We start from the raw sequence: 13,778 nt of genomic DNA on the forward strand, positions 1-13,778 counted from the left end.
CGCTGAAAGCCTGGACCGTGAAAAAGTTACTCATCTGCGTTCGGTCAAGGGGATCGGTCTGGTTACGGCGGCCAGTGTAATGGCCTATCTTCCTGAGCTTGGCGAGGTTGGCCGGCATCAGATCGCTGCATTGGCAGGCATCGCCCCCTATAACGACGATAGCGGCACGCACAAAGGCAAGCGCTACATCAGCGGAGGTAGGTTCGCCGCTAGGCGTGCTCTGTACATGGCCTGCTGGTCAGTGATCAGGTATCAGCCTGACTTTAATGCGCGGTATAAGGCGCTTCGCGAGAAAGGTAAATGCGCCAAGGTTGCGCTCATCGCATGCATGCGTGTCTTGCTGGTACGTCTAAACGCAATGATCCGGGATGGTTCTGAGTGGAAGGGCCGCGTCGCCTAAAGTGCGATCACGGAGACACCCTCAGATTTTGCATGGCCTGGAGCTGTGGGAGGCTTGCTGTCCCTGGAAACGATGGCTAAATAAATCATCCAAGACAGTTGCTCCCACAGTTCTCTGCGGTGTTCACCCATCGTGTTCACCACCAGAGCCCCTTGTGGGAGCGAGCCTGCTCGCGATGCAGGCGAACCTGTCTCCCAGGCTGGTCCCGACGTTATTCCAGCGCCGCCGCCGGGCCGAAGAATTCGTAGCGGCTCTGCCCGTCCGGCACGCCCAGTGCCTTGAGGTGGCGCTTCACAGCGGCCATGAAGCCTTTGGGCCCCAGGAAGTAGGCATCCAGGTCACGCTGCTCTGGCAACCATTTCGCCAGTTGCTCCTGGCTCAACAACCCGACCTTGTCAGCCGCCGGGCTCAAGCCGTCATCTTCGTCGTAGCAATAGAAGCGCTTGAGTTGTGGATGCCGCTGGGCCAGGTCATCGATCCAGTCGCGAAAGGCATGCGCGCCGCCATTGCGCGCGCAATGGATAAAATGCACAGGGCGTTCGGTTTGCAACGCCGCCTGCAACATCGCCAGGGTCGGGGTGATGCCGACGCCGCCGCTGATCAGTACCAGTGGCTTGTCGCTCTGGGTCAGGAAGAACTCCCCTGACGGCGGAAACAACTGGATGCTGCTGCCAATCGGGAAATGATGGTGCAGGTAGTTGGACACGCGCCCACCGGGCTCACGCTTGACGCTGATGCGATACTGACCGTTGTCCGCCAGGGCCGACAGGGAATAATTGCGGCGTACCTCCTCGCCATCCAACATCAGTTTCATGCCGATGTACTGGCCTGGTTCGGCTACCAGGATCGCTCCTTTGTCCGCCGGCTCGAAGTAGAAAGACGTGATTTCCGAGCTTTCCTGCACCCTGGCCGTCAGGATGAACTCACGCTCACCCCGCCAGCCGCCCGGTGCTGCGGCTTTCTGGTCATACATGCCAGCTTCGGCACCGATCAGGATATCGGCCAACTGGTTATAGGCAGCGCCCCATGCGGCAATCACTTGGGGGGTGGCAATCTCTTGACCCAATACCTCGGCGATCGCACGCAGCAAGCAGGAACCGACAATGGGGTAATGTTGGGGCTCGATCTGCAGGGCGACGTGTTTGTTGACGATTTTCGCCACCAGATCACCCAACTGATCGAGTTGGTCAATGTGCCGGGCATACATCAACACGCCGTTGGCCAGGGCACGGGGCTGATCACCGCTGGCCTGGTGAGCCTGGTTGAACAGCGGGCGCACCTGCGGATATTCGGACAGCATCATGCGATAGAAGTGAGTGATGAGCGCTTCACCACCGCTTTCAAGCAATGGCACGGTGGAGCGGATGATGGCGCGTTCTTCTCGGCTGAGCATAGGGTGATTCCTCGCAGGCTACAGAAATGGATACCTATGCCTTATCAGATTCCATGCCATAAAATTTATTGATATTTTTCAAATAATTACAAACAAGATAGTCATAAAGACACGGTACGCCGTATAGTCTTAAAGACCACATGGAGTCATTATGACCGCAACCTCCCTGCTAACCTCGCTGCTTCCACTGGTCGCCGACCTGTCTCGCGAATTGCCTGAAGGCGAGCGTTATCGTCGCCTGCTGGGCGCTTTGCGAGCGCTGCTGCCTTGCGACGCCGCCGCGCTGTTACGCCTGGACGGGGACTGCCTGATCCCTCTGGCGGTCGACGGCTTGAGTACAGACACACTGGGCCGGCGATTCCGGATCAGCGAACACCCACGTTTCCAGGCACTGCTGGCCAACCCGCAACCCACCCGCTTCGCCGCCGACAGTGACCTGCCCGATCCATACGACGGGTTGGTCGAGGGTCTTGATGAGCATCTGGAAGTCCACGACTGCATGGGCTGCCCACTGTTTGTCGACGAACGACCGTGGGGCCTGTTGACCCTCGACGCCCTGAACCCGGAACGCTTCGAGCCCATCGACCTGAGCGCCTTGCAGGCCTTTGCCAGCCTTGCCGCGGCCACGGTCAGCGCCGCCGAACGCATCGATCGCCTGGCCTTGAAAGCCGAAGACGAACATCGCCGCGCCGAGGTCTACCGCCAGGCCAGCGGCCAGCAACACCGCGACATGGTCGGCCAGAGCAAGGCCCACAAGCGATTAGTCGAAGAAATCAACCTGGTGGGTGGCAGCGACCTGACGGTACTGATCACCGGCGAAACCGGGGTCGGCAAGGAGCTGGTCGCCCAAGCCATACACGCGGCTTCCAAGCGCGCCGAGCAACCGCTTATCAGCCTCAACTGCGCCGCCTTGCCGGATACCCTGGTGGAAAGCGAACTGTTCGGCCATGTACGCGGCGCCTTCACCGGCGCCACGAACGACCGGAGCGGCAAGTTCGAACTGGCCGATGGCGGCACGTTGTTCCTCGATGAAGTGGGCGAGTTGTCCTTGACCGTGCAGGCCAAGCTGCTGCGAGTGTTGCAGAGCGGCCAGTTGCAACGCCTGGGCTCGGACAAGGAGCACCGGGTCGATGTGCGCCTGATCGCGGCCACCAATCGCGACCTGGCCGAAGAGGTGCGCAACGGGCGATATCGGGCCGACTTCTATCATCGCCTGAGCGTGTACCCGTTGCTGGTGCCGGCGCTACGGGATCGCGGGCGCGATGTGCTGCTGCTCAGCGGTTTCTTCCTGGAACAGAACCGTTCGCGCATGGGATTGGGCAGCCTGCGTCTGACCAGTGATGCCCAGGCTTCATTGCTGGCGTATGACTGGCCGGGGAATGTGCGTGAACTGGAGCACTTGATCGGGCGCAGCGCCTTGAAAGCCTTGGGCAGGTGCGCGGTGCGGCCAAAGATTCTCAGCCTCAGCGCCCAGGATCTGGACTTGCCCCAAAGCCCGGAGCAAAGTTCGGCACCTTTATCCGCTGGCCCTGCGCCTGCCATGGAGGGGGTCGCGGGGGACTTGCGCGAAGCCGTGGACGACTTTCAGCGCAAGCTGATCGTCGCCAGCCTGGAACGACACCAGCACAACTGGGCCAGCGCCGCCCGGGAACTGGGCCTGGATCGGGCTAACCTGGGGCGGATGGCCAGGCGGCTGGGGTTAAAATAGAACCTTTTCTGCCGCTGCGGCCCTTGTGGCGAGGGGATTTATCTCCTGGCCACAGCGTGTGTATTCACAGGCCGCTGACTTGAAATCGATTGTCTGTGGGTTTGGCCCTAAAGCCAGCCCCCAACGAGTCGATAACCCAATATCAAAAGCTGTTTTGGCGTTCTTCACGCTCGCCCCACCTTTTTCCACAGAAGGTTTTTATGTCTTCCAACAAAGGCCGCGCAGATTCACTTTCGCTTCTGCTGTTTACCTTGCGCAGCGGCAAGCTGATGGCAATCAACCTGCTCAAGGTCAGCGAAATCATTCCCTGCCCACCGCTGACCAAGCTGCCGGAGTCGCACCCGCACGTCAAAGGCATCGCGACCCTGCGCGGGGCCTCGTTGTCGGTGATTGACCTGAGCCGCGCCATTGGCGAACGGCCCCTGGAAGATCCCGACGGCGGATGCCTGATCGTCACTGATGTGAGTCGCTCCAAGCAGGGCTTGCATGTGCAGGCGGTGAGCAAGATCGTGCATTGCCTGACCACCGACATCAAACCACCGCCTTTCGGCTCAGGCGGCGTCCGCGCCTTCATCACCGGTGTGACTTCAGTGGATGGCACGCTGGTGCAGGTGCTGGACATCGAAAAAGTCATCCACGGCATCGCCCCGGCGCAAATTGAAACCGCGCCCACCGAACTGAGCATGGAAGACGCCGAAGTCCTGGGCAACGCGCGGATCCTGGTGGTCGATGACAGTCAGGTAGCGTTGCAACAATCGGTACACACCTTGCGTAACCTCGGCCTGCAATGCCACACCGCTCGCAGCGCCAAGGAAGCCATCGAATGCCTGCTGGACCTGCAAGGCACTGCGCAACAGATCAACCTGATCGTCTCGGACATCGAAATGTCGGAGATGGACGGCTATGCCCTCACCCGGACCTTGCGGGAAACACCGGATTTCGCCCACCTCTACGTGTTGCTGCACACCTCGCTGGACAGCGCCATGAACAGTGAAAAGGCTCGACTATCCGGCGCCAATGGAGTGCTGACCAAGTTCTCCTCACCGGAGCTGACCAAGTGCCTGATCACGGCCGCCAAGGCCGTTGCCGAGCAAGGTCACTGAGATCCGACGCTGCCCGTCGCGGGCAGGCCTTGCCCGCGATAACGCCCAAAACGCCAATCCAACCTCAGGCATACTCCGGTCCTGGCTTCCCAGAAAGGATCTTGCTGATGAAAACCCACACACTCATGTTCTTGGGCTTCACGGCCCTCGCCGTCCAGGCTCACGCCTCCAGCCCAGAAGCCTGGGCCATCCATGACAAAGCCGTGCTTGCCAGTTGCATCAAGGCCAGCGGCCTGAAGAACGCCGAACCTGTGGGCACTGCTGCGCAGTTCGATGACCGAGTGGGTTACACCGCGCTGTTGCTGCAAGGCCAGTACCCGCAGGAACACATGAAAGGCGCGACGGGCACCGAGCTGTGCCTCTACCGCAAGAAATCCAAAACCGCCTACGTGACCGAGTGGGACTCCATCCGCCCGCCGACACTGCCCGGTGATGGCGCATAACTTGCTTTGCAACGGCTAATCGCGGCGTTTTTCTGTCGCCGCTTTCCAGCTTTTTACCGGTCGCTCAATGAACACAACGTTTTCCTGCGTAGGGTGCGGCAAATGCTGCACCGATCACCATGTCCCCCTGACCCTCGATGAGGCTCGGATGTGGGCTGACGACGGCGGCCAGGTGATTGTCCTGGTGGAAGCCTTCCTGGCCGATGGCCTGGGCCTGCCGACAGGGCAACGCGAGCACGCTGAACGCCGTTCGGCGCGGGTCCACAGCGGCACCACCGAAGCCCTCGTGGCGATCACCTTCGCCGCCTATAACGCGGGTCGCTGCCGCAATCTTGACGAACAAAACCTCTGCCGCATCTACGAGCGCCGCCCCTTGGTGTGCCGCATCTATCCGATGGAAATCAACCCGCACATCCCCCTCAATACCTCCGTAAAGGAGTGCCCGCCGGAGTCGTGGGAGACCGGACCGCAACTGATACTCGGCGGTGAACTGGTCGACAGGGAACTGGCGCAGTTGATCGAGCGCTCACGTCAGGCCGATCGCGAGGAAATCCGGATCAAGGATCAAATCTGTGCGTCGTTGGGCATTCGCACCACAGCGTTGAAGGGTGATGGGTTTACCGCGTACCTGCCGGACATGAGCGCATTCGCCGCGGCCCTCGATCAAGTGCGCTTGCAGCCGCTGGAGCAGGAAACCAGTGAATGGCTGTTCCATCCGTCCGGCGATGACGTGGCCTGCCAGGTCCTGGCCAGCGGAGCCCGGGTCGTCACTGAGGCACCGGTCAACTACGCGTTTATTTCGCTACGGGCGGCGTAAACACCCCAGGGATGAAATAAAGATCCCTTGTGGGAGCGAGCCTGCTCGCGATAGCGGTGGATCAGTTTGCAGTGATGGTGGATGTGCCGCCGTCATCGCGAGCAGGCTCGCTCCCACATAGGTACTGCCCATGAGTACTCCATTCCTGCCACTGACTCGTCTCAATCGACGCTCCCCCTCTCGCCTAACCCACATGCAGAATGTTAGCGTGCTTGGTATTCCTTGCCCGATGAGCCTTCTGCGATGAAAAAAACCGTACTTGCCTTCAGCCGTATCACGCCCAAGATGGTCGAACGCCTGCAACAGGATTTCGACGTGATCGTGCCAAACCCGTCGAACGGCGACATCAACGCACAGTTCAACGAAGCCCTGCCCCACGTGCATGGCCTGATCGGTGTCGGTCGCAAGCTCGGCCGCGAGCAACTGCAGAACGCCACGAACCTGCAAGTGGTGTCCAGTGTGTCGGTGGGTTACGACAACTATGACCTGGCCTACTTCAATGAGCGTGGAATCATGCTCACCAACACCCCCGACGTGCTCACTGAAAGCACCGCCGACCTGGCCTTCTCCCTGCTGATGAGCAGTGCCCGTCGCGTCGCGGAACTGGACGCCTGGACCAAGGCCGGCCAATGGCAAGCGACGGTCGGCCCGCAACTGTTCGGCAGTGACGTGCACGGCAAGACGTTGGGCATCGTCGGTATGGGCAACATCGGAGCAGCCATTGCCCGGCGTGGCCGGCTGGGGTTCAACATGCCGATCCTCTACAGCGGCAACAGCCGCAAGACCGAACTGGAAGATCAGTTGGGCGCACAATTTCGTGAGCTGGATCAGTTGCTGGCCGAAGCGGACTTTGTTTGCCTCGTGGTGCCATTGAGCGAGAAGACCCGCCACCTGATTGGCCAGCGTGAACTGGCCCTGATGAAACCAAGTGCCATTCTGGTCAATATTTCCCGCGGCCCGGTGGTGGATGAACCGGCGCTGATCGAAGCCTTGCAAAACAACCGCATCCGCGGCGCCGGGCTGGACGTTTACGAGAAAGAGCCATTGGCCGAGTCGCCGCTGTTCCAGCTGAAAAACGCCGTAACCCTGCCCCATATCGGCTCGGCCACCCACGAAACCCGTGAAGCCATGGCCAACCTTGCGGTGGAGAACTTGCGAAGTGCGCTGCAGGGCCGGCGCCCGCCGAATCTGGTGAACCCGCAAGTCTGGAAGTAAACCAACCGGCAGGCCCCTTGTACGGGCCTGCCATTTCCTGGTTCAGCGCGCGCCCAAGGCGACTTCCGTCGCCACGGGCCGGGGTTTGCGAAACACCAGCACATTCCCCAGCATCACCAGGACTAACCCGAGCAGTGCCGGCGCCGTCCATTGGTAGCCCTCGACCAACGCCGAAACGTTCAACGCCACCACCGGAAACAGCACCGTGCAGTACGCCGCCTTTTCCGGGCCCATGCGCCCCACCAGCGTCAGGTAGGCGGTAAAGCCGATCACCGAGCCTGGAATCACCAGGTACAGCAGCGAGCCGACATAACGCGCGTTCCATTCCATATCAAACGGGATGCCTTTGAAAAGGCACCACACCGCCAGCATCGCCGCGCCATAGGCCATGCCCCAGGCGTTGGTGGTCAACGGTTTGAGACCGGCCTTCTGTTGCAGGCTCGAGAGTATGTTACCCGCCGAGAAACACAAGGTGCCCAGCAGCGCCAATGCCAATCCGAACAGCGTTTGCGGGCTCGCGCTATGGCCTGCGAGCTCCGGCCAGAACAGCAGCGCCAGCCCCAGCAGCCCCAAGGCGCCGCCCAGCATGACGTTGCGGGCGATCCTTTGCCCAAAGAACACTCGGGCATTGAGGGCATTCCAGAGCGTGGCGGTAGAGAACACCACCGCGACCAACCCGCTGGGAATCCACTGGCTGGCGGAGAGGAAACACATGAAGTTGATGCAGAACAGGCACAGGCCCTGGGCCACACAAATCAAATGACCGCGCCGGTTCATCACTTGCAGACGCCGGCTGAGCAAGAGCATCACAAACAGAATCAGCGCCGCCAGGCCGAAGCGATAGACAATCGACACGGGGATGGCGACATCGCCCAACTGCAATTTCAGCGCAATCCAGGTGGTGCCCCAGATGAGCACGGTAAGCAGATACAACGAGAGGTTCATGACGGCGACTCCTGACAATGACCGCCAGTGTTGCGCCGCCAACCATCGGGCGCTTGCGTAAACTTGCGGTTTTGTCGGCTGGCAGGCTGGCATGGGCCGTTCGACGGAGTAGGATGCAAGGCGTTGGAGAGAACCGATCATGCCCACACTGCAAACCCTGCAAGTCTTTCAAGCCCTCAACAGTTCGCCCAATGCTCGCCTTGAGCACAGTGCCGAGCTGGGAGACGGTATGGCGGCCGCTTTGTGGAGCAACCATCACGACGCCCAGGACTATGAGGCGCCGACTCACCACACACTGTCGTGCTACATCGCCGGTGGCACCGGCACGTTTCGCCGCGAACGGCCCGACACCACGGGGGCACCCAACAAACTCTGCGTCCTGCCGGCCGGGCATGAATCGGCCTGGGTCATCAATGGCGACATTCGCCTCGCCCACCTGTACTTCAGCCCTGAACAATTCGCCCTCGGTTGCGTCACGCTACTGGATCGCGAGCCGCGGCAAGTGCAGTTGCGCGAGGCCACCTTTCTCGACGACCCGCAACAGGCACAGCGCTTTCGCCAGTTGATCGCCCTGAACTGGCAGGAGCCCGGTGAACGCCTGCTGACCACCAGCCTGGCCCATGACCTGCTCAACCATCTGCTATTGAGTCAGGTCGGCCAGCGCCAGGGGCTTCGCCTCAAGGGTGGGCTGGCCGCTCACCAGCGGCGAATGCTGGTGGACTACATCGACAGCCATCTGGCCGACGCCATCAGCCTCGGCCAACTGGCGGCCCTGTGTGCGCTGTCCGAATACCACTTTGCCCGGATGTTCCGCGAAAGCTTCGGCTTGCCGCCCCACCAATACGTGCTGGCTCGACGCCTCGCACACGCGCGGCACTGGCTGCGCAGCACGTCAAAACCGCTGGGCGAGGTGGCGTTGGCCTGCGGGTTCGCGAGCGCCAGCCACTTTACGAATCGCTTCCGCCAGGCCCTGGGGGCGACGCCCGGCGAATATCGGCAGGCGTTTTTGCGCTAGCGAACAAAGTGCCAGCGGGGCGATCGCCATCGCGAGCAGGCTCGCTCCCACAGGAGCGCTATGCCGAACGTAAAACTCAAGTCCACTGAAGATCCAGTGTGGGAGCGAGCCTGCTCGCGAGACGGTAGCGCATTCAACATGGATGCAAGCTGAACGGGCGCCATCGCGAGCAGGCTCGCTCCCACATTGATCGCATGTTTGGGTGGCCTATCAAAGCAAAACGGGCCTGCGATGGCAGGCCCGTTTTCGGTAGGTCAGTAAAAAGAATTAGGCTCAGCCGTTGAGGGCAGCCCGTTCGTTCTCCAGGAATTCTTCCTCCAGCATCGCATCGGCCAAGGCCACGGATTCGGTCGGTGTCTCAACGGTCGCGCGCTTGACGCGAAGTTTGCCGAACAGATGCTCCAGGGCATGTTCAAGCTTGGTGGCCGCACCTTCGATGGCCAGTTCCAGCGTATCGGCCTTGTGTGTCACCGATACCGGTTGCAGGCCCTTTGGCCGCGCTTCCAGCTGACAACGCAAGTCATGGGGACCGGGCTTGTCGCCGTTCTCGTCCCGCAAATGAACCTCAACCCGTGTCAGGTCTTCTTCATAACGTTCGAGCGTGCTTTCGATGGTAGTACGTACCCACTCCTCCAGTCGGATGCTGCTTTGAATATGGTTATCGCTGTTGACTTGGATTTGCATAGTTCATCCCTTATTTCGGCTAGCTCGCCAGGGGCCAATCGACGTTAGCGCGACAACCCCTTGAATACAGAGTCGGGCTGGCGACAGAACAATTCAACCCCTTCGAAAAGATAAATATTCATATGCAAATAAAGCCAGACAACGGGCAAAAGCGCTGTTAATGTCGGGAGTTACCTCGCCTTGCTTACCCCGCGAAAAATCCGCGCTTACCCTGCACCGTCAGCGACCACTCGCCCATTCCTGCCCCGAAACGGGCATCCTGCCGGGCCGCATGCCAAAGCCTTCAGCGCCTATGCGCCGTGATCATTATCCGACAGTTTTTCCGGCATGCCCCTTGCTACTTCTCTGCAGGAGCTGTTGCAGGTTGGGATCTTCCGATCAAGCACCAGCATGGCTTCTGGATGAAGCATGATCATGGAATGGCCGGTGGTCCGGTATTGCGAACTAATCCCGATCACGACCGGTCAACAACTGCACGTTCAATCAGGCGGTGACGCATCATGGACAACCCTTTTCAGCTCATTACCGACGCTTTTGCGCCGCAGTATCAAATCAACCTGAGCATCCAGGGCCTGGACGGCAGCATCATGCTGACCCTGTCCAAAGCCGGGCGCATCGTCGCCAAGCGTATGATCAGCGCCCAGCAACGCAACGACCCGGAACGCCTGCGGCGCTTGGTCCAGAGCATTCAGTTCGGCATCGCCATCGAGCAAGGTCACAGCGCTGTGGCGATCCTCGAAGCCATGACCGGCGGTGACACTGTCAAGCTGCCACCACCGCAGACGCAGGGCGCGACATCCGCCCCCGCCGGCCTCTAGATCTCGCCCTTCTCCACTTCGGCATGCTCGCTGGAACCCGCGCCACCCTTGCGGTGCGGGTGCTCGATTTTCACCGAGGGGAACTGCGACGAGGCGTAACGCACCACCAGGATCGCGAACGCCAGCAGCAAGATGCCGCCGCACAGGTAGATGATGCCCAGGTCAGGCGGGCTGTGGTGAGAGACGTTGGAAATCAGCAGGCGCGTCAGCGCGGTGATCGCCACGTAGATCAGAAACCGCACCGGCATGTGGTTGGTCTTGAAGTAGATCCCGACCATCGCCCCCAATTCCAGATAGATAAACAGCAGCAGGATGTCATCGATCTTGATGTGCCCCTGCTCGAGCATCTGCAAAAACTCCATCACTGCCGCCCACGCGGTCACCGCGCCAATGGCGAACAGTGCCAGGTAATGGAAGGTCTCGACGAACAGGTTGCCCAGGGACTCGGCCAACTGATGTACGTTCTGGCGCAGGTTCTCGGCCCAGTTGATTTTCACGATGTAGTTTCCTTAGGTCGACTCGACCGGATGATGCAGGTTGGACGTGACGGTTGTTCTGCATGCAGAAAAAAGGCCAGCGGTTGAGGGTGAGATGGCAATGGGCCGCAACCGGACACTTTTGTGAGGTTGATGCGGGCCCTATCGCGAGCAGGCTCGCTCCCGCACAAGCGCTGCTGCCTCGCGACAAATACGGAAACCGGTCTACATTAAAAAGCCACTATCCAAAGGGAAGGGATTCGCTTATCCTTTTGGCTGTATATAAATACAGTAGTCACAAAGATAACCAATGTGAAGGCATGTGAGGTGGTGAATGGCCGTCGAAGTGGTATACCGCAGCAGCCGAGATCTGGAGCGCTTGTTCATGGATAAAGCCGAAGCTGACCGTCATGACAAAATGCTGGAACTCGCCGAATTGCTGGCCGAAGTGTTGCAAAAAGCCGTTCCATCGCTGAGCGAGAAACAGGTTGAGGAAGCCGGCATCTACATGGCGAAGAATCGCGATGTATTCGCCAAGGCGTTCAAGAGTCAGCCGGACGCCTTGTCCGAACTGCTCAATGCCCCTGCTGAATAAGCCTTGAAAAGATCGCAGCCTTCGGCAGCTCCATGGATACCCCTGGAGCTGCCGAAGGCCGCGATCTTTTTTTATCGGTACAACAAACGCTCTGCCAGTTCATCGGCCACCCTGGCCGGTGAGCGTTTTTCTGCCTGGGCGTGAGCAAAGACTTCCGTAAGCCTGGCGCCGATTTTCGACAAATGCGCGGTGATCGTCGACAGCTCTTCGCCGCGATGCTTCAAGGCGACATAGATCAGGCCACCGGAGTTGATCACGTAGTCCGGTGCATAGAGAATCCCGCGCCGTTCCAATTGATCGGCCACTTGCAGGTTGCTCAACTGGTTATGGGCCGACCCGGCGACCGCCGAGCAGCGTAGCTGAGCCACGCTGTGACTGTTGAGCACACCACCCAGGCCACAAGGGGCGAGGATGTCGCACGGGGTACTGAGCAGCGCGTCGTTGGCGATCGGATGCGCGCCCAGTTGCTCCATCGCCAGTTGTACCTTGCCGGGATCAATGTCGCTGACCAACAGTTCGGCACCCGCTGCGTGTAGCTGTTCGGCCAGGGCGTAACCGACATTGCCCAGGCCCTGGATCGCTACCCGCAGGCTTTCCAGGTTATCGCTGCCCAGGCGGGCCATGGCCGTGGCACGGATGCCAGCGAATACCCCCATCGCCGCGTGGGGCGCAGGGTCTCCCGACGCCGTGGTGCTGGTTACATGGCGGGTCTGTTGGGCGATGCAGTCCATGTCCGCCACCGACGTGCCGCTGTCGATGGCGGTGATATACCGTCCATCCAGTTGCTCGATGCAGCGCCCAAATGCCTCAAACAGCGCAGCGCGGCTTTCGACATGGGCCGGACGCATGATCACTGCCACGCCGCCGCCCACCGGCAAGCCGGCCAATGCGGCCTTATAGCTCATGCCCTGAGCCAGGCGCACGGCGTCGACCACGGCACTTTCATCGTCGGGGTAGGAAAGATAACGACATCCACCCAGAGCAGGCCCAGGACGGCTGCAATGAATGGCAATCACCGCCTTCAACCCGGTGGCCGGGTCTACGCTCAGGTGCAGCGATTCAAGGCGGGAGCTTTGCATGAGAGCAAACATCGACAGGCTCCCGAATCACTTTTGTTTGTTCCGCCAGTATAGGCGTGCGGTCAGAATTTGCTGGAGCGCGCCGGAATAAGTCGCCACGGCGGCCAGTCTTTTGGGCATAACCTGATTCCTTCCCTGGACGAGACTGGACGAAAGCCCGTAGCAGAGCTAAAAACGAGGCATAGCCCGGAGAGTGTGATGAAACCGCGCCAAGCCTTTTTTGATTGCCTGCATCGTTCCCCACCGGCGCTGTTCGAAGCGGCGTTGTGGATTGCTGCCGAACATGATCGCGAAGTGGACGTAACGGCCTTGCTGAAGGATTTCAAGGATCTGCAACAGCGTGTCAGCCACGACCTGCCGATGCTGCCCGTCAGTGAACTGGGCCAGCCCTTGCTGCGACGCCTCAATGACCTTGGATTCGCCCAGGACGATTTCACGCCCCTGCGCCCGAGGGCCGCTTTGCTCGACAAGGTGTTGACGCGTAAACGTGGACAGCCCCTCGCCCTCGGCCTGATCGCCCTGGAACTGGCTCGTGGCCTGGAAATTCCGATGGTCGGTGTCAATTTCCCCGGTCACTTCCTGTTGCGGGTCCCCGGTGCCGATCACCTGCTCGACCCGTGTGGCGGGCGCCGGTTGTACCCCAACGACTGTCGGGAATTGCTGCAACGCCAATACGGCGCCAACATGCCACTCAAAGCCGAGCACCTGGTCAGTGCCGAGCCCATGCAGATGCTCCAGCGCCTGTCGCGCAATCTTCGCCAATTGCATCTGACTAACGATGATTACATAGCTGCACTGATCGACGCCGAACGGGTGCTGGAACTGGGCAACGCCAGCGCCGCCGATTACCTGGCCCGCGCCAGCCTGTACCAGCGACTCGACTGCCCCAACGCCGAACGATTCGACTTGGAGCACGCGCTGATGCTCAGCGAGGACCCGATCCAGAGAATTCGGCTGACGGAACGGCTGGGGCATCTGCCGCCCAATTCGATTGTGCATTGAGCGGGGTGGTGGTGGATTGCAGAATGCAGATCCAGCTGTTCACCACACATCCTGTGGGAGCGAGCCTGCTCGCGATGGTGGTGTG

15 protein-coding genes are annotated in these 13,778 nt (G+C 60.3%); 10 read left to right on the forward strand and 5 right to left on the reverse strand.

The window, feature by feature from the left end:
• Nucleotides 1–400: transposase (locus MA884_RS21575; RefSeq protein ID WP_256232419.1), on the forward strand; the 400-nt coding region annotated here is incomplete at its 5' end.
• A gap of 211 nt (nucleotides 401–611) precedes the next feature.
• On the opposite strand, the gene hmpA is transcribed toward MA884_RS21575, so the two are convergent.
• Nucleotides 612–1,793: an NO-inducible flavohemoprotein gene (gene hmpA / locus MA884_RS21580; RefSeq protein WP_256232420.1), complete on the reverse strand. Its 1,182-nt coding sequence runs from the start codon at nucleotides 1,791–1,793 to the stop codon at nucleotides 612–614.
• A gap of 151 nt (nucleotides 1,794–1,944) precedes the next feature.
• Here hmpA and norR point away from each other — a divergent pair, with 151 nt between their 5' ends.
• The 5 genes from norR (at nucleotide 1,945) to MA884_RS21605 (ending at nucleotide 7,079) form a co-directional block, all read left to right on the forward strand.
• On the forward strand, nucleotides 1,945–3,501 hold the full coding sequence (gene norR / locus MA884_RS21585) for a nitric oxide reductase transcriptional regulator NorR (RefSeq protein WP_256232421.1): 1,557 nt from the start codon (nucleotides 1,945–1,947) through the stop codon (nucleotides 3,499–3,501).
• Nucleotides 3,502–3,701: 200 nt separating this feature from the next.
• Nucleotides 3,702–4,604 (forward strand): chemotaxis protein CheV, encoded by a 903-nt coding sequence (locus MA884_RS21590; RefSeq protein WP_256232422.1) that lies wholly within the window; start codon nucleotides 3,702–3,704, stop codon nucleotides 4,602–4,604.
• 107 nt (nucleotides 4,605–4,711) lie between these two features.
• A complete protein-coding gene (locus tag MA884_RS21595; protein ID WP_256232423.1) occupies nucleotides 4,712–5,047 on the forward strand; it encodes a hypothetical protein in 336 nt (111 codons plus the stop codon).
• 67 nt (nucleotides 5,048–5,114) lie between these two features.
• Nucleotides 5,115–5,864 (forward strand): YkgJ family cysteine cluster protein, encoded by a 750-nt coding sequence (locus MA884_RS21600; RefSeq protein ID WP_256232424.1) that lies wholly within the window; start codon nucleotides 5,115–5,117, stop codon nucleotides 5,862–5,864.
• A 243-nt stretch (nucleotides 5,865–6,107) separates the two neighbouring features.
• A complete protein-coding gene (locus tag MA884_RS21605) occupies nucleotides 6,108–7,079 on the forward strand; it encodes a D-glycerate dehydrogenase (protein ID WP_256232425.1) in 972 nt (323 codons plus the stop codon).
• A gap of 42 nt (nucleotides 7,080–7,121) precedes the next feature.
• Here MA884_RS21605 and MA884_RS21610 read toward each other — a convergent pair whose 3' ends face one another.
• Nucleotides 7,122–8,024: a DMT family transporter gene (locus MA884_RS21610; RefSeq protein ID WP_256232426.1), complete on the reverse strand. Its 903-nt coding sequence runs from the start codon at nucleotides 8,022–8,024 to the stop codon at nucleotides 7,122–7,124.
• A 139-nt stretch (nucleotides 8,025–8,163) separates the two neighbouring features.
• Between MA884_RS21610 and MA884_RS21615 the strand changes: the two genes are divergently transcribed.
• Nucleotides 8,164–9,039 (forward strand): helix-turn-helix domain-containing protein, encoded by an 876-nt coding sequence (locus MA884_RS21615; protein WP_256232427.1) that lies wholly within the window; start codon nucleotides 8,164–8,166, stop codon nucleotides 9,037–9,039.
• Nucleotides 9,040–9,312: 273 nt separating this feature from the next.
• On the opposite strand, the gene MA884_RS21620 is transcribed toward MA884_RS21615, so the two are convergent.
• Nucleotides 9,313–9,723 (reverse strand): HPF/RaiA family ribosome-associated protein, encoded by a 411-nt coding sequence (locus tag MA884_RS21620; RefSeq protein WP_256232428.1) that lies wholly within the window; start codon nucleotides 9,721–9,723, stop codon nucleotides 9,313–9,315.
• A gap of 500 nt (nucleotides 9,724–10,223) precedes the next feature.
• Here MA884_RS21620 and MA884_RS21625 point away from each other — a divergent pair, with 500 nt between their 5' ends.
• On the forward strand, nucleotides 10,224–10,541 hold the full coding sequence (locus tag MA884_RS21625; RefSeq protein ID WP_256232429.1) for a DUF3509 domain-containing protein: 318 nt from the start codon (nucleotides 10,224–10,226) through the stop codon (nucleotides 10,539–10,541).
• Here the strand turns inward: MA884_RS21625 and MA884_RS21630 are convergent.
• Complete coding sequence (locus tag MA884_RS21630; protein ID WP_256232430.1) at nucleotides 10,538–11,038, reverse strand: phosphate-starvation-inducible PsiE family protein; 501 nt, start codon at nucleotides 11,036–11,038, stop codon at nucleotides 10,538–10,540. The genes MA884_RS21625 and MA884_RS21630 overlap by 4 nt on opposite strands.
• 313 nt (nucleotides 11,039–11,351) lie before the next feature.
• On the opposite strand from MA884_RS21630, the gene MA884_RS21635 reads away from it, so the two are divergent.
• Entirely contained in the window at nucleotides 11,352–11,612 is a 261-nt protein-coding gene (locus tag MA884_RS21635; RefSeq protein WP_047228616.1) for a YebG family protein, read from the forward strand.
• Nucleotides 11,613–11,683: 71 nt separating this feature from the next.
• Here MA884_RS21635 and MA884_RS21640 read toward each other — a convergent pair whose 3' ends face one another.
• The gene (locus MA884_RS21640) at nucleotides 11,684–12,703 is read right to left on the reverse strand and encodes a Glu/Leu/Phe/Val dehydrogenase dimerization domain-containing protein (RefSeq protein ID WP_256232431.1); all 1,020 of its coding nucleotides are present in this window, start codon (nucleotides 12,701–12,703) and stop codon (nucleotides 11,684–11,686) included.
• 186 nt (nucleotides 12,704–12,889) lie between these two features.
• Between MA884_RS21640 and MA884_RS21645 the strand changes: the two genes are divergently transcribed.
• A complete protein-coding gene (locus tag MA884_RS21645) occupies nucleotides 12,890–13,693 on the forward strand; it encodes a SirB1 family protein (protein ID WP_256232432.1) in 804 nt (267 codons plus the stop codon).
• Nucleotides 13,694–13,778: the final 85 nt, after the last annotated feature.

Source organism: Pseudomonas sp. Q11 (assembly GCF_024494355.1).
Taxonomy (GTDB): domain Bacteria; phylum Pseudomonadota; class Gammaproteobacteria; order Pseudomonadales; family Pseudomonadaceae; genus Aquipseudomonas; species Aquipseudomonas hefeiensis.